Genomic DNA, 20,837 nt, shown 5'->3' with positions numbered 1-20,837 from the left:
TAATCGCCGCGAACGCCCGCTATGGTGTTTCTGTCCACATGCCTGTAAGAGGCGCGCGCCTCCCGCATGCCTTTTCATGACCAGCGGCCGCCCGTATGCCGGCCGCGCCTTTTCGCGATTATCAAATGAACCTGCGCAACGTCGCCATCATCGCCCACGTCGACCACGGCAAGACGACCCTGGTGGACCAACTGCTCGCCCAGTCCGGCGTCTTCCGAGCCAACGAGGCGCAGACCGAGCGCGCGATGGACTCCAACGACCAGGAAAAAGAGCGCGGCATCACCATTCTGGCCAAGTGCACCTCGGTGCTCTGGAACGGCAAGGCCGGTGAAACCCGCATCAACATCATCGACACCCCCGGCCACGCCGACTTCGGGGGCGAGGTCGAACGCATCCTGGGCATGGTGGACGGTTGCGTCATCCTGGTCGACGCCGAAGAGGGCGTCATGCCCCAGACCAAGTTCGTCCTGACCAAGGCGCTGAAGATGGGCCTGCGCCCGATCCTGTGCATCAACAAGGTCGACCGCGCCCACGCCGATCCGGACCGCGTCCACAACGAGACCTTCGACCTGTTCGCCGCCATCGGCGCGACGGACGAGCAGCTGGACTTCCCGCACATCTACGCCTCGGGCCGCAACGGCTGGGCGACGATGGATCTGAACCAACCCAACGACAACCTGGCCCCGCTGTTCGACCTGATCGTCGATCACGTTCCGGCGCCCAAGGTTCAGGAAAACAAGGACAAACCGTTCCGCATGCTGGACGTGCTGATCGAAAGCGATCCCTTCCTGGGTCGCATCCTGACCGGCCGTATCGAGAGCGGCAAGGCGATCCCGGGCATGGCGATCCACGCCCTGGACCGCGACGGCAAGGAAATCGAGCGCGGCCGGATCACAAAGGTCCTAGCCTTCCGCGGCCTGAAGCGCACGGCTCTGGACGAGGGTTCGGAAGCGGGCGACATCGTCGCCATCGCCGGCATGTCCAAGGCCACCGTCGCCGACACCCTGTGCGCCATCGAGGTGACCGAGCCTCTGCCCGCCCAGCCGATCGATCCGCCGACCATCTCCATGACCGTCTCGGTCAACGACAGTCCTCTGGCCGGTCGCGAAGGCGACAAGGTCCAGTCGCGCGTCATCCGTGACCGCCTGCTGAAGGAAGCCGAGGCCAACGTCGCCATCCGCGTGACCACGACCGAAGGCGGCGACGCCTACGAAGTCGCCGGCCGTGGCGAACTGCAGCTGGGCGTCCTGATCGAGAACATGCGTCGCGAAGGCTTCGAGGTCTCGATCTCGCGTCCGCGCGTGGTCTTCCAGGAAGGCGAGAACGGCGAGAAGCTGGAGCCTATCGAAGACGTCATGATCGACGTCGACGACGAGTTCTCGGGCATCGTCATCGAGAAGCTGTCGGCGCGTAAGGCCGAAATGACCGACATGGGCCCGTCGGGCGCCGGCAAGACCCGCATCAGCCTGAAATGCCCGTCGCGCTCGCTGATCGGCTATCAGGGCGAGTTCCTGACCGACACGCGCGGTTCGGGCGTGCTCAACCGCGTCTTCAGCCACTACGAAGGCTACAAGGGCGCCATCGCCGGTCGTCTGAAGGGCGTGCTGATCTCGAACTCGGACGGCGACACCGCCGCCTTCGCCCTGTGGAACCTGGAAGATCGCGGCGTCATGTTCGTCGGCGCCGGCGAAAAGACCTACCAGGGCATGATCATCGGTGAGAATGCACGCTGGGACGACCTGGACGTCAACCCGATCAAGGGCAAGCAACTGACCAACGTCCGCGCCTCCGGCAAGGACGAGGCCGTTCGCCTGACCCCGCCGCGCCAGATGTCGCTGGAACAGGCCATCGCCTATATCGACGACGACGAACTGGTCGAAGTGACGCCGAAGTCCATCCGCCTGCGCAAGCAGACGCTGAACCCGTCGTTCCGCAAGAAGCGCGTTCGCCCGGAATAGCAATCCCTCACTGACGCGAAGGGGGATGCGGCCTATAGGTTGGCCGACATGATCGCTTCGCCCAGTCTGGATGACCGCCTTGACGAGGCCGCCCGCGCGGGAGATCCGCGCGCGGCGGTCTCTGTCGTTCTGCGCGAGACCTATGACGCCGCCCGCGCCCGCGCCGAGCGCAAACTGGACGGCGGCATGAAGGGGCGCGAGGTCGCCCGCATTTACGCCACCGCCGCCGACGACATGCTGGCGGGTCTGTGGCGGGTCGCCACCCAGATCCTGTTCCCCGTCTCCGCCGTCGAGAGCGAGCGGCTATCCCTGGTGGCGGTCGGGGGTTATGGCCGGGGCGTCCTGGCGCCCTTTTCCGACCTCGACCTGCTGTTCCTGCGCCCGGCCAAGGCCACGCTGCGCGGCGAGAGCGTCATCCAGTTCGTCCTCTATGTGCTGTGGGACCTGGGCGTGAAGGTCGGGCCCGCGGTGCGATCGGTCGAGGAATGCCTCAGCCTGTCGCGCACCGACATGACGGTGCGCACGACCCTGCTGGAGGCCCGGCATCTGGCGGGCGACGAGCGGCTGTCGGACCTGATGATCGGCCGGTTCCGCGACATGGTCTCCAAGTCCGATCCACGCCCCTTCATCGCCGCCAAGCTGGAGGAGCGGGCCGTCCGGCACCAGAAGGCAGGCGTGACCCGCTACAAGGTCGAACCCAACGTCAAGGACGGCAAGGGCGGGCTTCGCGACCTGAACACCCTGTACTGGATCGCGCGGTCCCTTGCGCCCGACAGCCGGCTGGGCGCGACGGTGATGGACGAGATGTTCACCTCGCGCGAGCGGCGCGCGTCCGACGACGCCTTCGACTTCCTTTGGCGTGTGCGAATCCATCTGCACCTGATCGCTGGGCGGGCCGAGGAGAAGCTGACCTTCGACATGCAGCCCGAGGTGGCCCGCCGCATGGGCTGGCAGGGGCGGGGCGACGAGCCGGCGGTCGAGCGGTTCATGCGTCGATACTTCCTGGTCGCCCGCGATGTCGGCGCCCTGACCCGCGCCATGTCGGCCAAGCTGGAGGCGCGTCATCAGAAGACGGCGCAGGGCCTGTCGCGGCTGATGACCTCTTTCCGTTCCACCCGACGCAAACTGGAGGTGGAGGGTTTCTGGGTCGATCAAGGCCGGCTGTCGGTCGAAGGACCGGAGGTGTTCGCCGCCGATCCGGTCAAGCTGCTGACCCTGTTCGTTTGCGCCGACAAGCACGACCTGGATTTGCACCCGGACGCCTTTTCGGCCGTAACCCGGTCGCTGTCTCTGGTGACGCCCCGGCTGAGGCGCGATCCGGCGGCGACGCGCGCCTTTCTGGACATTCTGGCCCACGGGCAGCGGCCCTATCGCGTCCTGACCATCATGAACGAGACGGGCCTGCTGGGGCGGTTCCTGCCCGAGTGGGGGCGGATCGTGGGCCAGACCCAGTTCAACATGTACCACGCCTATACGGTGGACGAGCATACGCTGCAGGCCATCGGCATCATCAACGATATCGCGCGCGGCAAGCTGAAGGACGACCACCCGCTGGCCACCGAGATCGTCCAGCTGATCTCGGACATGGAAGCCCTGATGCTGGGCATGCTGCTGCACGATGTGGGCAAGGGCGGCGAGCGGGGACAGCTGGAAGACGGCGCCATCGCCGCGCGCCGCGCCTGCGAGCGGCTGGGCGTCGATCCGCGTCGGATCGAACTGGTCGTCTGGCTGGTGCGTAGCCATCTGGCGCTGTCGGACTATGCCCAGAAGCGCGACCTGTCCGATCCCGCCACCATCCGCGCCTTCGCCAAACTGGTGGGCGAGCCCGAGCGGTTGCGGATGCTGCTGGTCCTGACCGTCGCCGATATCCGCGCTGTGGGGCCGGGGGTGTGGAACGGCTGGAAGGGTCAGCTGATGCGCACCCTCTACAATCAGGTCGCCGCCCTGTTCCGGGGCGAGGACGTGGCGCGCGAGGATCCGCTGGCGGCGCACCCGGCCCTGGTCGAACGCGCGCGCCAGACAGGCGCCGCCGGCGAGGCCGCGCCGACCCCCCCGGTCGCGGGGCTGGCGGTCCAGACCACCGAAATCTCCATCGCCGCCGCCGACCGACCGGGCCTGTTCGCCGATCTGGCCCAGACCATGGCCGCCCTGGGCGCCGACGTGACCGACGCCCGCGTGGCGACCACATCCGAGGGTCTGGTGCTGGACGTCTTCCGCATCCAGGACGGAGCGGGTCTGCCGTACGGCCAGGCCGAGCCGCGCCGGATCAAGACCCTGGTCGAGGCGCTGGAAAAGGCCGCGCGCGGCGATGGTCGCATAGGCAAGGCGCCCGACCCGACCGGCAACGCCCGAAAGGCCGCCTTCGAGGTTCGGCCCGTGGTCATGGTCGATCATCACGCCAGCGAACTGGCCACCGTGGTCGAGGTGTCGTGCGCCGACCGGCCCGGGCTTCTGGCGGCCCTGTCGCGCGTGTTCAATGACGAAGGCCTGAACATCCGCTCCGCCCACGTCGCTTCCTACGGCGAACGGGCGGTCGACAGCTTCTATGTGGTGGACCTCAAAGGCCGAAAGGTCACCTCGGAACAGCGGATCGCCGAACTGCGCACGGCCCTGGAGGCGGTGCTGGACAGCCGCGCGCCGGCCCCGGCCGGACGCAAGGTCGCCTCGGCCCGCGCCAGCGCCCGGGACGTCTCCGACCTGGGCCGCCGCAGCCCGCGCGCGAAGCCCGTATCGCCCGCCGGGGAAGCGCGCTAAGCGAAAGCCTTCTTTCCGCGCCCTGTCGAATGTCCGCATGAGCCTCGCCCGCAATACCCTGGTGCAGTCGACCCTGACGATGGGCAGCCGTCTGCTGGGCTTCGGCCGCGATCTGGCCCTGTCCGCGAACTTCGGCCAGGGGCCAATGATGGACGTGTGGTCCACGGCCCTGATGCTGCCCAACATGTTCCGTCGCCTGTTCGCCGAGGGCGCCTTCGCCCAGGCCTTCGTGCCGGTCTATGGCGGGGTCAAGACACGCGAGGGCGACGAGGCCGCAGCCGTCACAGCGTCCGAGGCCATGTCCTTCATGTTCGCTGTGGTCGCGGCCTTCTGCATCCTGTTGCAGGTCGCCATGCCCTGGATCGTGCCCCTGTTGCTGTCGGCCTGGAAGGACGACGCCGAGGTGATGCGCGTCGGGGTGATCGCGACCCAACTGGCCATGCCTTACCTAGCCTGCATGACCATCGCCTCCCTCTTGTCAGGAGTGCTGAACACCGGCGGCCGGTTCGCCCTGTCGGCGGCGGTTCCTGTCTTTCTGAACCTTTGCACCCTGGCGCCGCTGTTGGGCGGCTTCTTCTTGCCGGTCTCGCCCGCGATGGTGCTGTTGGCCACCAGCGCGGCGGTCACTGTCTCGGGGGTGATCCAGGCCGGTCTGTTGTGGTGGGGCGTGCGACGTCTGGGCGTGAAGCTGAAGCTGGGCCTGCCGCGCCTGACCCCGAACGTGAAGCGCGCCCTGGCCCTGGCCGTGCCCGGCGCCATGGCGGGCGGGGCCATGCAGGTCAACTCGGTCGTGTCCCAGGTTCTCGCCGGGTCCGACGCCGGCGCCCGCTCGGTCCTCTACAACGCCGACCGACTCTACCAACTTCCGCTTGGCCTGGTCGGGGTCGCCATCGGTCTGGCCCTGGTGCCGCGCCTGACCCGGGCCTTCGTGTCCGGCGATCACGAGGGCGGTCAGAAGACGCTGGATGACGGCATCAACCTGGCCATGGCCTTCACCCTGCCGGCCGCCGTCGCCCTGTTCGTCATTCCCTTCTTCATCATTGACGCAACGGTGACGCGCGGCGCCTTCACCAGCGCCGACGCCGCCCGCACCGCCGATGTGCTGCGCCAGTTCGCCTGGGGCGTGCCGGCCTTCGTCCTGGCCAAGGTTCTGACTCCGCCCTTCTTCGCCCGCGAGGACACCCGTCGGCCGATGTATTTCGCCGTCACCGCCGTGGTCATCACCGTGGTTCTGGGCTCGGGCCTGTTCTTCTGGTTCCGCACCCAGGGCTGGGACGGGGTGCTGGGCCTGGCCATCGCAACCAGCGTCTCGGCCTGGGTCAATGTCGGCCTTCTGGCCGGCGTGCTGATCCAAGAAAAAGCCTGGCGACCGTCGCCGGCCTTCGTCTCGCGCATCGCCCGTGTCCTGGCCGCCAGCGCCGTCATGGCCGGCCTGCTGCTGCTGGCCAGCATCAACTATGGGCTTTTGAGCCGGATCTTCCTGGCCAAGGAGATCGCCGTCCTCGTCGTCTGCGGCCTGGGCGCCGCCGCCTACGGCGTCTGCCTCTTCGCCTTCCGCGCCGTGACCCTGTCTGAGCTGAAGGCGACCTTGCGGCGCGAGCCGGGCGGCGGCGCGGTCTCCGGTCTGGACTGACCGGCGGGGAACCGATAAGCGCGAGGCATGACGACCTCGGGCCTGATTTCCGACCGGCGATGGCGCGGCTGAACCGTCGCCGCCTTCACCACGCCTGCCTTTCGACCTTCCGAGACCCGACCCCATGACCGACCAGACCCCAGCCGTTGCGACATACGACGGCCCGCGCCGCATCCTGTCCGGCATCCAGGCCTCCGGCGCCCTGCACCTGGGCAACTATCTCGGCGCCCTGAAGCGGTTCGTCGAACTGCAGGACCAGGGCGCGCCGGTCTTCGTTTTCGTCGCCGACATGCACGCCATCACCGTCTGGCAGGATCCGGCCAAGCTGGCCGCCCAGACGCGCGAGATCGCCGCCGCCTATCTGGCCTCGGGCCTGGATCCGGCGAAATCGATCATCTTCCCGCAGTCGGCCGTGCGCGCCCATGCCGACCTGGCCTGGATCTTCAACTGCGTCGCCCGCCTCGGATGGCTGGACCGGATGACCCAGTTCAAGGAGAAGTCGGGCAAGCACAAGGAGCGGGCCTCGGTCGGCCTCTACACCTATCCCGTGCTCCAGGCCGCCGACATCCTGCTGTACAAGGCGACCGAAGTGCCGGTCGGCGAGGACCAGAAGCAGCATCTGGAACTGACCCGCGACATCGCCGCCAAGTTCAACAACGACTTCGGCGTGCCGGGCTATTTCCCCGTGCCCGAGCCGATCATCCAGGGACCCGCGACGCGCGTCATGTCCCTGCGCGACGGGGCCGCCAAGATGTCCAAGTCGGACCCGTCCGACAACAGCCGCATCAATCTGACCGACGACGCCGACACGATCGCGTCCAAGATCAAACGCGCCAAGACCGATCCCGAGCCCCTGCCGGAAACCCTGGACGGTCTGAACGACCGCCCCGAGGCCAAGAACCTGGTCGCCATCTACGCCGCCCTGGCCGGCCTGACCCGCGAACAGGTGATCGCACAGTTTGGCGGTCAGGGCTTCGGCGCCTTCAAACCGGCGCTGGCGGATCTGGCAGTGGCGTCGCTCGCCCCCGTCACGGCCGAGATGCGCCGCCTGATGGACGACCCGGCCGAGATCGACCGCGTGCTGAAGGACGGGGCCGAACGCGCCGCCGCAGTCGCCGACCCGGTGGTGGACGAGGTCAAGAAGATCGTCGGCTTCTGGAGGGCGTGATGGGCGTTTACGAAGCCAAGATCGCCTGGAGCCGGGGCGACCAACCCTTCCTCGACAAACGCTACAGCCGCGCCCATTCCTGGACCTTCGACGGGGGCGCGGTCGTGCCGGGCTCGTCGGCGCCGTCCAGCGTGCCCTTGCCGATGTCGGACGCCTCGGCGGTCGATCCGGAGGAGGCGATGATCGCCTCTCTGTCCAGTTGCCACATGCTGTGGTTCCTGGCCTTCGCCGCAAACGCCGGCCTGGTGGTCGACACCTATGTGGACGAGGCGTCGGGCAAGATGGGCAAGGACGAGAAGGACAAACGCTACCTCGCCGAGGTGACGCTGCGCCCCTTCACCAGCTTCACCGGCCGCGAGCCGGATCAGGTCGAGATCGACGCCCTGCACCACCAGGCCCACGACCATTGCGAAATGGCCCATTCGGTGCGGGCGACCATCACGATCGAGGCGACCGTCGGCTAGGCGGCGATCGCCGTCTCCTCCTCGACCAGGGACCGGAACAGGGCGTGGGCGGCGATCATCCCGTCCGAGGTGGCCAGGGTGATGTTGGAGGCGGCCCGCGCCAGGTCGCCGGCGGCGAAGACGCCTGGCTGGGTCGTCTGCTGCATTGCGTCCACCTTGATCACGCGGCCCATCGGCGTGTCGGTCATCTCGCAACCCAGCCGCTCGGCGAAGGGGCTGGCGACGCGGACGTTGGCGCCGACGAAGATGGCCTTCAGATCCACGAACCGCCCGTCGGTCAGACGTGCTCCGGTCAGGGTCGGGGCCTCGCCCTCCAGCCGGGCGATGGGCGTGGTCTCGATGGTCACGCCGCGCCGGTACAGGAGATGGGCGTCTTCCGGCGACAGACCGACCTCCAGCCCCATGAACAGGGTCACCTGCCCCCATTCGGCGACAGTTGCGGCATACTGGACCGCATGGTCGCCGCGCCCCAGAACCCCGATGGGGCCGCCGCCGATCTCGTAGCCGTGGCACCAGGGGCAGTGCAGGGCGGTGCGGCCCCAGCGCTCCTTCACGCCCGGAATATCGGCCAGCACGTCCTCGACGCCGTGCGACAGTAAAAGGCGACGACCGCTGGTGCGCGTGCCGTCGGCGAAGGTGACCGAGAAGCCGCCGTCGATCCGCTCGATCCCGACGGCCTCGGCCATGCGGAAGGCGGCGGTGGGATAGGCGGCGACCTGGGCGCGGGCGGCGGCGGCGATCTCGGCGCCGGGCTTGCCGTCATTGGTCAGGACGCCGTGGGCGCGGGCGGCGAAACGGTTGCGCGGCCGCCCATCATCGATGACCAGAACCCGACGACGGGCGCGGACCAGCTGCATGGCGGCGGACAGGCCGGCGTAGGAGCCGCCGATGATCAGGGCGTCGTGCGGCATGGTTTCGGACTCTCGGGACTCAAGCTTCGTGGCGATGGGCATGGAACAGGTCTCTCTTCGGGTGTTCGGCCAGCCGGCGCGAGAAGTCCGCCGCCAGATCGGCCAGGGTGATGTCGTTCAGCCGCGCGACCAGCAGGGCGCGGGCGGCGGCGTAGGTCTCGCCCAGCGCGTCGTTGACCGCAGCCTCGACCAGACAACCCTCGGCCTCGACCGGCGGGGTTTCGGGGATCAGGCCCGGCTCGCCCAAGGCGGTGTTCACCTGGCCCAGGGTCACCTGGTCCAGCGGCCGGGCCAGCCGCCAGCCGCCGCCATGCCCCTTTTCAGAGGCCACCAGTCCCTGTTCGCGCAGGCCAGCCATGGTCCGGCGCACGACGACCGGATTGGTCGACAGGCAGACGGCCAATTGGTCCGAGGTCATGGGCGCGCCGGTTCGCGCCTCATGCTCGGCCATGTGCAGCAGGGCGTGCAGGATGTTGGAGAGGCGAGAATCTCTTTTCATGTAACTTGAATTGTTACGTGATGCGGCGCGCGTCAAGACGGGCCGGCGAGATTCTTTTCAGACGTGAGGGGCGACGTCGGTCAGGAAGGCGCGGAAGCGGCGCAGGGCCTCTTCGGTCAGTTCCGGATCGTGGCGCATCGGGCCGTTGTTGGTCGGCTCGTCGAAGGCGTGGGTGCCGACGGCGACCCAGCTTTCGACCTCGGCGCCGCAGTTGCGGATCATGGCGTTGACCTGTTCGGCGTTGCGCTCGGTCGTCAGGTGATCGCGCTTGCAGGTCACGGCCAACACCTTGGGGCAATGCCGCCAGGGCTTCATCCGGTTGAAGGCAAACGGGCCGATATAGGGATACATCAGCCAGACGGCGCGGACGCCCGACAGGTCGGCGTCGGCGGGGTTCGTGACGCCCATGGTGTTGGGCAGCGGCTCTGCGCTCATCATCTCCATGATCGACCAGCCGCCGTGGCTCCAGCCGCCGAGGGTCACTTGCGTTTCGTCCACGTCCGGCCGGGCCGAAATCCCCTGGATCGCCGCCAGCACGTCGCCAGCCCGCTCGTAACCCCGGAAGGACAGGCCGGTGCAGACCGCCGTCAGGGTGAAGGCGCGTCCCCAGCCGCGCGGGCCGTAAGAATCGATGATGAAGGCCCGCCATCCCGCCGCCTTGGCCGCCGCGGCGTAGCGGGGCAGGTGGTCGCGCAGGCCGCCGCAGCCGTGAAACAGCAGCACAGCCGGCCGAGGCTTGTCGTCGTCAGGGCCCACGACGGTCATGTGCGGTTCGAGGCGGGCCCAACGGCTCTTCAGGTCGTCCATTCCCGATTTACGCCGCAGCTTGCGCCCGAACACCAGCCCCTCTTGCGGATTTCGTCATTCAGATATATCTAACCCCCGTGAATAGATATATCGAAAAGGAATCGATCATGAGGTCCAAGGGGATCTTTCAAGGACGCCGCGACGGATGCGGCGAAAAACACGGTCGTCATGGCGGGTTCGGCCATGCTTTCGGCAGAGACATGCGCGGCGGGCGCGGCGCCGATTTCGGTCCCGGCTGGGAAGGCGGCGAGGCGCGTGGACGCGGTCACGGCCATGGCCGGCGAGGCGGCGGCCGCCTGTTCGACCACGGCACATTGCGCTGGGTGCTGCTGTCGCTGATCGCCGAAAAACCCAGCCACGGCTACGAACTGATCAAGGCCGTCGAGACGAAACTGGGCGGCGCCTATTCGCCCAGCCCCGGCGTCATCTACCCCAGCTTGACCCTGCTGGAGGAAATGGGCGCGCTGGAATCCGAGGCGCAGGGCGGCAAGAAACTGTATTCCATCACCAGCCCCGGCCGCGCCCTGTTGGCCGAGAACGAAGACATCCTACGCGCCGCCGAGGCGACCATGGACAAGTTCGCCGCCCGCGCCCTGCGTCCGACCGCCATCCAGGACGCCATCGGTCGCCTGCGCCACACGATCCACGGCCGTCTGACGGGCGAGACCGCCCTGACCGAGGCCCAGGTCCAGGCCATCGCCGCCATCCTGGCCGAGGCCGCCGACAAGGTGGACCAGGCATGAGCGCCCGCGAAACTCGCCGCGTCCGACACGACCTGAAGTTCCGCACCCTGACCGTGGCCTCGGTTCAGGACCTGACCCCGGCTTATCGCCGCGTGGTCCTGACCGGGGACGACCTGGACGGCTTCGTCTCCCTGGGGTTCGACGACCATATGAAGATCTTCCCGGTCGCCGAGGGCGAAGCGCCGATCCTGCCTACCCTCGGGCCGGACGGCCCGGTCTTTCCCGAGCCGCGTTCCGTCGCCCGTGACTACACCCCTCGCGCCTACGACGAGGGAAGCCGCACGCTGACGATCGACTTCGTCGTCGGCCACAGCGGTCCGGCGACCGCATGGGCCATGGCGGTGAAGGTCGGCTCGATCCTGGGGGTCGGCGGTCCGCGCGGCTCGTTTATCGTGCCGGCCGATTTCGCCGATCATGTGCTGATCGGCGACGAGACCGCCCTGCCGGCCATCGCCCGACGGTTGGAGGAACTACCCGGCGGCGTCCGCGCCCATGTGGTGGTCGAGGTCGCCGACGCGGGCTCTACTTTGCAGTTCGACAGCGCCGCCGACGTCACTGTGACTTGGGCCGTCCGCAACGGCGCCTCGCGGGGCCAATCTGAAAGCCTGCTGGGCGAAATCGACAAAGCCTTGGCTGGGATCGACCCGACCGACGCCTATGTCTGGATCGCCGCCGAGTCCGCCGTGGCCAAGACGTTGCGGGCGCGGGTGCTCGACCGGGGCTTCTCGCCCAAGTCCATGAAGGCCGCCGGCTACTGGCGCCTGGGCGGCGTCGGCGCCCACGACGTCATTGAGGACTGACGTTCAGCCCGCGCAACGCAGCGTCAGGTTCAGCCGCCCGCCGCCGGGGATCAGGCGCGACGAGCCCTCCAGCACGCGGTCGATCCCGTGCCGGGCCAGTCGCGCCGAGCCAGTCAGGGCGCAGACATCGCCGCTTTCCAACTTCAGCGTCGTGGTGCGCCCGCCTTCGGCCGCGCCGATGCGGAACATGGCCGCGTCGCCCAGCGACACAGACAGCACCGGCGCGCCCAGATCGGCCTCGTCCTTATCCTGATGCAGGCCCATCTTCGCGCTCTCGCGATACAGATTGACCAGACAGGCGTCCGGCGGCGCTGGCCAACCGACCGTGGCGTTCCACAGGTCTAGCAAAACCTGCGGGATCGCGGGCCAAGGCCGGGCCGTCTCGGGATGGGTCGCCTGATAGCGATAACCGCTTCGATCCGAGACCCAGCCCAGCGGTCCGAAATTGCTCATCATCACCGAGAACGGCCGGCCACCCGGCGTAATGGGTCGATAGAGCGGAGCCTGATCCAGCCGCGCGAACACCTCGGCGACCAGATTGGCCTGCGCCGCCGCATCGAGCGCCCCCGGCCACAGCCGAAAGCCCGCCACCCTAGTTGTGACCTCTGAAATCGTGGACATTCTCTGATCCTCGCCGGAATCAGCCCGTGACGGACCTCCGAATCGAAGAACGCCCTTGCAGGCCTAGGGGATTTTCCCATATCGGGGCCAGCTTCGGAGAAACCCCGCGAAACTTGGGGCTATCCAGCCTGATCCACGCCAACCCAACCGGGGGCGGTCACGCGCGGCGCTTCTTCGAAGGCCGCCGCATCGCCCGCTGAACGAGAGAGACTGAAGAACACATGGCCAAGATTATCGGCATCGACCTCGGCACCACCAACTCCTGCGTGGCCGCCATGGACGGCAAGACCCCCAAGGTCATCGAGAACGCCGAAGGCAACCGCACCACTCCGTCGGTCGTGGCGATCCAGGACGGCGCAGAAGTGCTGGTGGGCCAGCCCGCCAAGCGCCAGGCAGTCACCAACCCGTCCAACACCTTCTTCGCCATCAAGCGCCTGATCGGCCGCAGCTTCGATGATCCGGTGGTGGCCAAGGACAAGGGCATGGTGCCCTATGAGATCGTCAAAGGCCCGAACGGCGACGCCTGGGTGCGCGCCTTCGGCAAGGACTATTCTCCCCAGCAGATCTCGGCCTTCATCCTGCAGAAGATGAAGGAATCGGCCGAGGCCTTCCTGGGCGACAAGGTGACGCAAGCCGTCATCACCGTGCCGGCCTATTTCAACGACAGCCAGCGTCAGGCCACCAAGGACGCCGGCAAGATCGCCGGCCTGGAAGTGCTGCGCATCATCAACGAGCCGACTGCGGCTGCGCTCGCCTATGGCCTGGAAAAGAACGAAGGCCAGAAGATCGCCGTCTATGACCTGGGCGGCGGCACCTTCGACGTCTCGGTCCTGGAAATCGGCGACGGCGTCTTCGAAGTGAAGTCGACCAACGGCGACACCTTCCTGGGCGGCGAGGACTTCGACCTGCGCCTGGTCGATTATCTGGCCGACGAGTTCAAGAAAGAACAAAGCGTCGATCTGCGCCAAGACAAGCTGGCCCTGCAGCGCCTGAAGGAAGAGGCCGAAAAGGCCAAGAAGGAGCTGTCGACCACGACCCAGTACGAGGTCAACCTGCCGTTCATCACCATGAACGCGTCGGGTCCGCTGCACCTGAACATCAAGCTGACGCGCGCCAAGCTCGAATCCCTGGTCGACGACCTGGTCCAGCGCACGATCGAGCCGTGCAAGAAGGCTCTGGCCGACGCCGGCCTGAAGGCCTCGGACATCGACGAAGTCGTGCTGGTCGGCGGCATGACCCGCATGCCCAAGGTCGTCGAAGCTGTGAAGGCCTTCTTCGGCAAGGAGCCGCACAAGGGCGTGAACCCTGATGAAGTCGTGGCCCTGGGCGCCGCCGTTCAGGCCGGCGTTCTGCAAGGCGACGTCAAGGACGTGCTGCTGCTGGACGTGACCCCGCTGACCCTGGGCATCGAGACCCTGGGCGGCGTCTTCACCCCGCTGATCGAACGCAACACGACGATCCCGACCAAGAAGAGCCAGACCTTCTCGACCGCCGACGACAACCAGTCGGCCGTGACGATTCGGGTCTTCCAGGGCGAGCGTCCGATGGCGTCGGACAACAAGATGCTGGGTCAGTTCGACCTGATGGGCATCCCGCCTTCGCCGCGCGGCATGCCGCAGATCGAGGTCGCCTTCGACATCGACGCCAACGGCATCGTAAACGTCTCGGCCAAGGACAAGGCCACCAACAAGGAACAGTCGATCCGCATCCAGGCGAACGGCGGCCTTTCGGACGCTGACATCGACAAGATGGTCAAGGAAGCCGAGGCCAATGCCGCCTCCGACAAGGTCCGCAAAGACTTGGTCGAGGCCCAGAACGCCGCCGACAGCCTGATCAACTCGACCGAGAAGGCTTTGGCCGAACACGGCGACAAGGTCGGCGCGGACGAGAAGACAGCCATCGAGACCGGCCTGGCCGAGCTGAAGACCGCGCGCGAAGGCACGGACGCCGAAGACATCCGCGCCAAGACCAACACTCTGGTCCAGGCCTCGATGAAGTTGGGTGAAGCCATGTACGCCCAGCAACAGGGCGCGGGCGAAGGTGACGCCGCCCCGGCCGACGACGGCGTGGTGGACGCCGAGTTCGAGGAAGTCTCGGACACGGACGGCGACGACAAGAAGAGCGCCTGATCCGCCACAGTGCGCTGAAATGATACGGCCCCGCTTGTCTTGCGATAGGCGGGGCCTTTTTCTGAAACTTGCATCGTTCGTCCCGGCCCCCATGTCAGCCGGGACACCGTTTTCCTCCAGGGTCCGCAGAGATCTGAGGCGAACGGCAGGGGAAGTATGAGGACGGACGCCCGATGGCGCGTGATTATTACGAGGTTCTGGGCGTCGAACGCACGATCGACGCGCCCGGTCTGAAGGCCGCCTATCGCAAGCTGGCCATGATCCATCACCCGGACCGCAACGGCGGCTCGGAAGAGTCGATGGCGCAGTTCAAGGAAGTGTCCGAGGCCTATACGGTCCTGTCGGACGAGAACAAGCGCGCGGCCTATGACCGGTTCGGCCATGCGGGCGTGAACGGCGGCGGCGGCGGCAATCCCTTCGGACAGGGCCAGCAGGGCTTTTCGGACATCAACGACATCTTCTCCCAGGTGTTCGGCGATGCGTTCGGAGACGCTTTCGGTGGTCGCCAGCAGGGTCGGGGCCAACAGGGCGGACCGCGTCGCGGCTCGGACCTGCGCTACGATCTGGAGATAACCCTGGAGCAGGCCTACAAGGGCGAGGACGTCGAGATCGACATCCCCTCGACCATGACCTGCGACACCTGCGAGGGATCGGGCGCCAAGCCGGGCACCAAGCCCGTCACCTGCACCACCTGCCAGGGCGCCGGTCGCGTGCGCCAGGCCAACGGCTTCTTCCAGGTCGAACGCACCTGCCCCCGCTGCCACGGCCAGGGCCAGATGATCGCCGATCCGTGCACGACCTGCCACGGTCACGGCCAGGTTCGCAAAAACCGCACCCTGAACCTGAAGATCCCGGCCGGCGTGGACGACGGCTCGCGCATCCGACTGTCGGGCGAAGGCGATGCGGGCCAGCGCGGCGGACCGCGCGGCGACCTGTATGTCTTCCTCTCGGTGACGCCGCACGATCTGTTCGAGCGCGACAACCTGGACCTGCTGGTCACCGTGCCCGTGCCGATGACGGTGGCGGCCCTGGGCGGCGAGATCGATGCGCCTTGCCTGGTGTCGGCCGCCTGCGACGGCAAGTGCAGGGCCGCCGTCACGGTGCCGGCCGGCGCCCAGACCGGCAAGACCGTCCGCATCAAGGGCAAGGGCATGCCCCATCTGAACGGCCGCAACCGGGGCGACCTGGTGGTCGAGCTGTTCGTCGAGACGCCCACTGATCTGACCGCGCGCCAGCGGGAGTTGCTGGAAGAGCTTGCCCTGTCGTTCGGCGAGGGGCAGAACCCTCGCAACTCCAGCTTCGCCGGAAAGGCGAAGCGCTTCTGGGCCGACATCCTGGGCAATCAGGACGCGGACGGATCGAAAGAGACGGCGGCTTGAGCGCAATCTTCCACGCCGGCATTTCCGGCTATCGCGGCCGGATGGGTCGTGCGGTTTCCCAAGTGCTGGACGCCCGCGAGGACGTGGTGGTCGCCGCCCGCTTCGATTGGGGCGAAACCGCCGATCTGTCGCTGTGCGACGTGATCATCGACTTCTCGACGCCCGACGCCTCGGTGTCGCTGGCTCAAAGTGCTGCGGAACGCGGCGGCCCGGCCCTGGTCATCGGCTCCACAGGCTTTACGGCCGAGCAGGAGGCCGAGCTGATGAAGGCCGCCGAGAAGATCGCCATCGTCAAGAGCGGCAACTTCTCGCTGGGCGTGAACATCCTGATCGGCCTTGTGCAACACGCGGCCCAGCGTCTGGACGCTCAGGACTGGGACATCGAGATCACCGAGGCCCACCACCGCCGCAAGGTCGACTCGCCTTCCGGCACCGCCCTGATGCTGGGCGAAGCCGCCGCCGAGGGTCGTTTCGCGGACCTGGCGGACCTTCAATCCAAACCCTATGACGGCGTGCAAGGCGAGCGCGAGAGCGGCAAGATCGGCTTCTCTTCGATCCGCGCTGGCGGCATCATCGGCGAACATACGGTCCTGTTCGCCTCCGAGGACGAGGTCCTGACCCTAAGCCACTCGGCCATCGACCGTTCGCTGTTCGCACGCGGCGCCGTCGCCGCCGCCGCCTGGGTACGCACGCGCAAGACCGGCCTCTACGACATGCAGGATGTGTTGGGCTTCCGTCAGGCTTGATGCCTAGGCGCTGACGCGCCGCGCTACGTTCCGCCCGGGTCCGATCTTTGATCGGCCCGAGGACAGGCTCTGCGGTCGCTCTCGACTTGAGCGCTCTGAGCTTGGTGTTCTAGCGACTAGGCCGCGTCGTCCTGCGCCGGCAGGCCATAGGCCTCCCATAGCGAGCGGTCCTTCAGCGCCTTGGCCAGGAAGGCGACGTGCGCGGCCTGTTCCTCGGGTGTGGAGCGCAGCGCCAACGGGCGCGGACGCTGGCCATAGGCGGCGGTTTCCACGACGCCGCCGGGACCACGACCGACCGGGCCGGACGACAGGTCCAGCACCCGCTCCTTGCCGCCGCGAAGCTCCAGATAGACCTCGGCCAGCAGACGGGCGTCGATCAGGGCGCCGTGCAGCGTCCGCTCCACCAGCGACACCTTGTAGCGTTTGCATAGGGCGTCCAGCGAGTTGGGCATGCCCGGAAACCGGGTCTGGGCCAGTTTCAGCGTGTCGATCCAGCGCGCCTCGCCCGTGATCGGCCGGCCGCACAGCTTGTACTCATGGTCGATGAAGTTGCGGTCGAAGGCGGCATTGTGCGCGATCATCTGCGCGTCGCCGATGAATTCGATCAGGTCGTCGGCGATCTCGGCGAACTTCGGCGCATCCTTGACCTTGTCGTCGGTGATGCCGTGAACCCGGATCGCGTCGGGCGGGATCAGCCGCTCGGGATTGACGAAGCGGTGGAAGGTGCGGCCGGTCGGCAGCAGATCCTGAATCTCGATACAGCCGACCTCGATCAGCCGATCGCCCGTCTTGGGGTCGAAGCCGGTGGTCTCGGTATCCAGAACGATTTCGCGCGCCATGTCTCCTTAATGGCGGCATTCGCCTCAGTGCGAAAGGCCCGCCGCGCCGCGCCGGGGAGATATCCACGACGGGTCCAGGACGGTGGTTACAATCACCTCCACATCCGCCCGCGCGGCATCGAGGCCCCGGCCGGTGTCGATCACGAAATCCGCTCGCGCACGCTTTTCGGCGTCCGGCATCTGGCGCGCGAGGATGGCGTCGAACCGTTCGCGCGTCATGCCGGGACGGGCCAGGACGCGCTCGGCCTGGATCGCGGCGTCGGCTGTGACGACGACCACGGCGTCGACGGCCTTGTCACCCCCGGTCTCGAACAGCAGGGGGATGTCGAGGACCGCCAACCGGGTTCCCGCAGCGCGCGCCGCCTCAAGATCCGCCGCCCGCCCCTGGGCGACCAGAGGATGGACGATGGCTTCCAGCCGGCGAAAGCCAGTCTCGTCGCGACCCAGGGCCTCGGCCAGCCGCGTGCGGTTCACGGCGCCGTCCTCCACCACGCCGGGAAACGCCTCACCCACTGGCTCGACCGCTGCGCCGCCAAGGGCATAGAGGCGATGCACCGCGTCGTCGGCGTTCCAGACGACGGCCCCTAGATCGGCGAACATGGCCGTCGTCGTGGACTTGCCCATGCCGATGGAGCCGGTGAGACCAAGCAGGATCATGCCGTCTCGCCCAGATGGCTCATTAGCAAGGCGCGCAGGTCCAACGGCGGCGGGGGGCGGCGGAACAGGGCCTCGAACGAGGGCGCTGCCTGGCCGATCAGCATGGCCAGACCATCCACCGTCGGCAATCCGCGCGCCCGCGCCGCCGTCAGGAACGGGGTGGCCAGCGGCTTGTAGGTCATGTCCATCACCACCGTGCCCGGCGCGATCCGGTCGAAATCGATCTGCGGCGGAACGCTGAGCGCATTGATGACCAGGACCGCGCCATCAAAAGCGTCCGCCGCCGCCATGACCCGCACAGATGGCCCGAGATCGGCGGCGAGAGCCTGGGCCCGTTCCGGCGACCGATTGACGATACGAACCTCGGCCCCGGCCTCGACCAGGGCGCCCGACCCGGCGCGGGCCGCACCGCCGGCGCCCAGCATGACCACCGGCCGCCCGGCGACGTTTAGTTCCGGCGCCTGTTCCTTCAGACCCCGCATCAGTCCGACGCCGTCGGAGCTGTCGGCGGATACGCGACCGTCGTCGAACGTCAGGATGTTGGCCGAGGATGTCAGCCGCGCCGCCGCTGTCGCCGCGTCGGCCAAGGCGAAGGCCTGTTCCTTGAATGGGGCGGTGACGTTCAGTCCAGAGATCAGCCCGGCGCGCCCGGCCGCGACCAAGGCCTCGAACCCGGCTGCATTGGCGGGGGCGAAGGGGACATAGGCGCCGTCGATGTCGCCCGCCGCCAGCCAGGCATTGTGGATCACCGGACTGAGCGAATGGGCCACCGGATTGCCGGCGATCCCGGCGACTATTGCGGCGCCGGTAATGCGATGGACGCTCATGCCGCGATCACTCCCGCCCGCCGCAGTTCGGCCAGCACAGGCCACAGGGGCAGGCCCAGGACGGTGAAATAGTCGCCGTCCACGGCCTCGAACAGCTGAGACCCCAGGCCCTCCAGCCGGTAGGAGCCGACGCAGGACAGCAGGTCCTCGCCTTCCGCCGCCAGATAGGCGTCGAGGAAGGCGTCCGAGAAATCCCGCATTCGCATCTCGACCGTATCGACGCCGGACCAGACGATCTGACCCTTGGTCGCCAGGGCGGCGCCGGAATGCAGCTGGTGCGACTTGCCGCGCATGGCTTTCAGCCGCTCGCGCGCCGCATCTAGCGATTTCGCCTTGGACACCAGGCCGCCATCGAAGGCCAGGGTCTGGTCCGAGCCCAGCACCCAGGCGGTTTCGTCATCGCGCGACACGGCCAAGGCTTTGGCCTCCGCCAAGCGCACCGCCAGGGCCGCCGCATCCAGATCGCCGGACACGGCCTTGATCGCGTCTTCGTCCACATTGGCGACCCGCACCTCGAAGGCGACGCCAGCGTTTTCCAGCATGGCGCGACGGGCGGCGCTCTTGGACGCGAGAATGAGGGTCTCATTCATCTACCAGGTCGTCCCGATCTTGTGGTTGCGATGCTCGCTGAGCAGGTTGGTGATCGCCGCCGCCGTTTCCTCGACCGAGCGGCGGGTTACGTCGATGGTCGGCCAGCCGCGCCGTTCGAAGGCCCGTCGCGCCTTGATGGTCTCGTCGCGGACGGCGTCCTGATCAGTGTAGTTGGACGACTGGTTGGCGTTCAGATTGTCGATCCGATTGCGACGGATCTGCACCAGCCGGTCGGGCGAAACCGTCAGGCCGATCACTAGCGGCTTCTTCAGCTTCGTCAGCCGCTCACCATCTTCCTGACCTGGCACCAGGGGCACATTCGCGGCCCGGATGCCGCGATGGGCCAGATAGATGCAGGTCGGGGTCTTGGATGTCCGGCTGACCCCGCACAGCACCACGTCCGCGCCCTCCAGCTGGTCCAGCGAGCCCTGGCCGTCGTCATAGGCCATGGCGTAATCTAGCGCCGCGATCCGGTTGAAATAGTCGTGGTCCAAGGCGTGTTGGGCCCCGACGCGCGTGGACAGGGCGGCGCCGAGATAGCGCGACATGGCCCCCACCAGGGGATCCAGCGCCCCGATCTGGGGCATGTCCAGACGGCGGCAGCCTTCTTCCAGCTGTTCGCGCAGCTCACGGTCCACCAGGGTGTGCAGAACCACGCCCGGCGCAGCCTCCACCTCCTGAAGCACCCGATCCATCTGCTTGTCGGATCGAACCAGGGCGTAGATGTGCTCGATGGGGATGACGCCGTCGAAGCGCGCCGTCACCGCCTTGGCCATGGCGTTCAGTGTCTCGCCGGTGGAATCCGACACCAGATGAACATGGAAATAGGTGGCCAGACGGGCCGGTCCCGAAGGTCTCGCAGGGCTCATGGGACTGTCTGTCTCCCTGTTGAAAGTTAGGGGACGGCGTTGGACCGTCGGGGCGCCGTTTTCCTTAGCCGCTCCTCGCCCGGCCTGCGAGCGGGGATGACGGTGGATGGCGATCCCCATCCGAGGGCGGATCATCCCAAGGCGGAAAACCGGTTTCTCCATCGCTGTGGAAAATCCTAACGAAGGGTTAACGCCGTTTAACCGTGCTCACAGGCGCAAGTCCCCGCAAACCCTTGCTTGTTAAGGTTTCGTTAGGGATTGTCCACCGGCAGGATTGTCGCCCACGGCGTCCCCGTTAAGGATCCGCGGGGCGTGGATATCCGCTTTTGTTCCGCCGGCCGTCCTGAAGTCATCCCCGCCATTCCACTGCCCTACCTGCCACTTCGAATCTTTTAATTCTTAATCTGATTAGGGATTGAGAGCGGGGGGCTGTGACCTTAAT

General features: G+C 67.2%; 19 protein-coding genes. 10 read left to right on the top strand and 9 right to left on the bottom strand.

What is annotated here, in order from left to right; all coding sequences use genetic code 11:
* Positions 1-125 precede the first annotated feature (125 nt).
* The 5 genes from typA to CHRYSEO8AT_RS04975 all read left to right on the top strand — a co-directional run bounded on the left by typA (position 126) and on the right by CHRYSEO8AT_RS04975 (position 7,977).
* Positions 126-1,958, top strand: a complete 1,833-nt coding sequence (gene typA / locus CHRYSEO8AT_RS04995; RefSeq protein WP_159847105.1) for a translational GTPase TypA — start codon at positions 126-128, stop codon at positions 1,956-1,958.
* 48 nt (positions 1,959-2,006) lie between these two features.
* Positions 2,007-4,712, top strand: coding sequence for a [protein-PII] uridylyltransferase (gene glnD, locus CHRYSEO8AT_RS04990; protein ID WP_159847102.1), 2,706 nt, complete (start codon positions 2,007-2,009; stop codon positions 4,710-4,712).
* A 37-nt stretch (positions 4,713-4,749) separates the two neighbouring features.
* The gene (murJ, locus tag CHRYSEO8AT_RS04985) at positions 4,750-6,345 is read left to right on the top strand and encodes a murein biosynthesis integral membrane protein MurJ (protein ID WP_159847099.1); all 1,596 of its coding nucleotides are present in this window, start codon (positions 4,750-4,752) and stop codon (positions 6,343-6,345) included.
* Positions 6,346-6,469: 124 nt separating this feature from the next.
* A complete protein-coding gene (trpS, locus tag CHRYSEO8AT_RS04980) occupies positions 6,470-7,513 on the top strand; it encodes a tryptophan--tRNA ligase (protein WP_159847096.1) in 1,044 nt (347 codons plus the stop codon).
* A complete protein-coding gene (locus CHRYSEO8AT_RS04975; protein WP_159847093.1) occupies positions 7,513-7,977 on the top strand; it encodes an OsmC family protein in 465 nt (154 codons plus the stop codon). Before trpS ends, CHRYSEO8AT_RS04975 begins: the two co-directional genes overlap by 1 nt.
* Here CHRYSEO8AT_RS04975 and CHRYSEO8AT_RS04970 read toward each other — a convergent pair.
* Genes CHRYSEO8AT_RS04970 through CHRYSEO8AT_RS04960 form a run of 3 tightly spaced genes read right to left on the bottom strand, consistent with a single transcriptional unit; the run spans position 7,974 to position 10,152 of the window.
* Entirely contained in the window at positions 7,974-8,930 is a 957-nt protein-coding gene (locus CHRYSEO8AT_RS04970) for an NAD(P)/FAD-dependent oxidoreductase (RefSeq protein WP_236547426.1), read from the bottom strand. The two genes, CHRYSEO8AT_RS04975 and CHRYSEO8AT_RS04970, sit on opposite strands and share 4 nt — an antisense overlap.
* Complete coding sequence (locus CHRYSEO8AT_RS04965; protein ID WP_159847090.1) at positions 8,908-9,387, bottom strand: Rrf2 family transcriptional regulator; 480 nt, start codon at positions 9,385-9,387, stop codon at positions 8,908-8,910. The genes CHRYSEO8AT_RS04970 and CHRYSEO8AT_RS04965 overlap by 23 nt, the downstream gene beginning before the upstream one ends.
* Positions 9,388-9,444: 57 nt before the next feature.
* Positions 9,445-10,152, bottom strand: a complete 708-nt coding sequence (locus CHRYSEO8AT_RS04960; RefSeq protein ID WP_236547425.1) for a dienelactone hydrolase family protein — start codon at positions 10,150-10,152, stop codon at positions 9,445-9,447.
* A 149-nt stretch (positions 10,153-10,301) separates the two neighbouring features.
* Between CHRYSEO8AT_RS04960 and CHRYSEO8AT_RS04955 the strand changes: the two genes are divergently transcribed.
* Entirely contained in the window at positions 10,302-10,937 is a 636-nt protein-coding gene (locus CHRYSEO8AT_RS04955; protein ID WP_159847087.1) for a PadR family transcriptional regulator, read from the top strand.
* Entirely contained in the window at positions 10,934-11,737 is an 804-nt protein-coding gene (locus CHRYSEO8AT_RS04950; protein ID WP_159847084.1) for a siderophore-interacting protein, read from the top strand. Before CHRYSEO8AT_RS04955 ends, CHRYSEO8AT_RS04950 begins: the two co-directional genes overlap by 4 nt.
* A 3-nt stretch (positions 11,738-11,740) precedes the next feature.
* Here CHRYSEO8AT_RS04950 and CHRYSEO8AT_RS04945 read toward each other — a convergent pair whose 3' ends face one another.
* Complete coding sequence (locus CHRYSEO8AT_RS04945) at positions 11,741-12,358, bottom strand: alpha-ketoglutarate-dependent dioxygenase AlkB (RefSeq protein ID WP_159847081.1); 618 nt, start codon at positions 12,356-12,358, stop codon at positions 11,741-11,743.
* A gap of 221 nt (positions 12,359-12,579) precedes the next feature.
* Between CHRYSEO8AT_RS04945 and dnaK the strand changes: the two genes are divergently transcribed.
* The 3 genes from dnaK (at position 12,580) to dapB (ending at position 16,612) form a co-directional block, all read left to right on the top strand.
* On the top strand, positions 12,580-14,487 hold the full coding sequence (dnaK, locus tag CHRYSEO8AT_RS04940; protein ID WP_159847078.1) for a molecular chaperone DnaK: 1,908 nt from the start codon (positions 12,580-12,582) through the stop codon (positions 14,485-14,487).
* Between the two features lie 173 nt (positions 14,488-14,660).
* Entirely contained in the window at positions 14,661-15,866 is a 1,206-nt protein-coding gene (gene dnaJ / locus CHRYSEO8AT_RS04935) for a molecular chaperone DnaJ (protein ID WP_159847075.1), read from the top strand.
* Positions 15,863-16,612, top strand: a complete 750-nt coding sequence (gene dapB / locus CHRYSEO8AT_RS04930; protein ID WP_159847072.1) for a 4-hydroxy-tetrahydrodipicolinate reductase — start codon at positions 15,863-15,865, stop codon at positions 16,610-16,612. The genes dnaJ and dapB overlap by 4 nt, the downstream gene beginning before the upstream one ends.
* A gap of 116 nt (positions 16,613-16,728) precedes the next feature.
* On the opposite strand, the gene dnaQ is transcribed toward dapB, so the two are convergent.
* The 5 genes from dnaQ to CHRYSEO8AT_RS04905 are packed head-to-tail and all read right to left on the bottom strand — an operon-like array spanning position 16,729 to position 20,395.
* Entirely contained in the window at positions 16,729-17,451 is a 723-nt protein-coding gene (dnaQ, locus tag CHRYSEO8AT_RS04925; RefSeq protein WP_159847069.1) for a DNA polymerase III subunit epsilon, read from the bottom strand.
* A gap of 24 nt (positions 17,452-17,475) precedes the next feature.
* Complete coding sequence (coaE, locus tag CHRYSEO8AT_RS04920) at positions 17,476-18,108, bottom strand: dephospho-CoA kinase (protein ID WP_159847066.1); 633 nt, start codon at positions 18,106-18,108, stop codon at positions 17,476-17,478.
* Positions 18,105-18,935, bottom strand: a complete 831-nt coding sequence (locus tag CHRYSEO8AT_RS04915; protein ID WP_159847063.1) for a shikimate dehydrogenase — start codon at positions 18,933-18,935, stop codon at positions 18,105-18,107. The genes coaE and CHRYSEO8AT_RS04915 overlap by 4 nt, the downstream gene beginning before the upstream one ends.
* Entirely contained in the window at positions 18,932-19,525 is a 594-nt protein-coding gene (locus tag CHRYSEO8AT_RS04910; protein ID WP_055755079.1) for a nucleoside triphosphate pyrophosphatase, read from the bottom strand. Before CHRYSEO8AT_RS04910 ends, CHRYSEO8AT_RS04915 begins: the two co-directional genes overlap by 4 nt.
* Entirely contained in the window at positions 19,526-20,395 is an 870-nt protein-coding gene (locus CHRYSEO8AT_RS04905) for a pyruvate, water dikinase regulatory protein (protein ID WP_159847060.1), read from the bottom strand.
* Positions 20,396-20,837 lie beyond the last annotated feature (442 nt).

This window comes from Brevundimonas sp. G8, assembly GCF_902506205.1.
In the GTDB taxonomy this organism is placed as follows: domain Bacteria; phylum Pseudomonadota; class Alphaproteobacteria; order Caulobacterales; family Caulobacteraceae; genus Brevundimonas.
The sequence above is the reverse complement of the archived record's forward strand: the minus strand, read 5'-3'. Positions and strand labels throughout refer to the sequence as shown.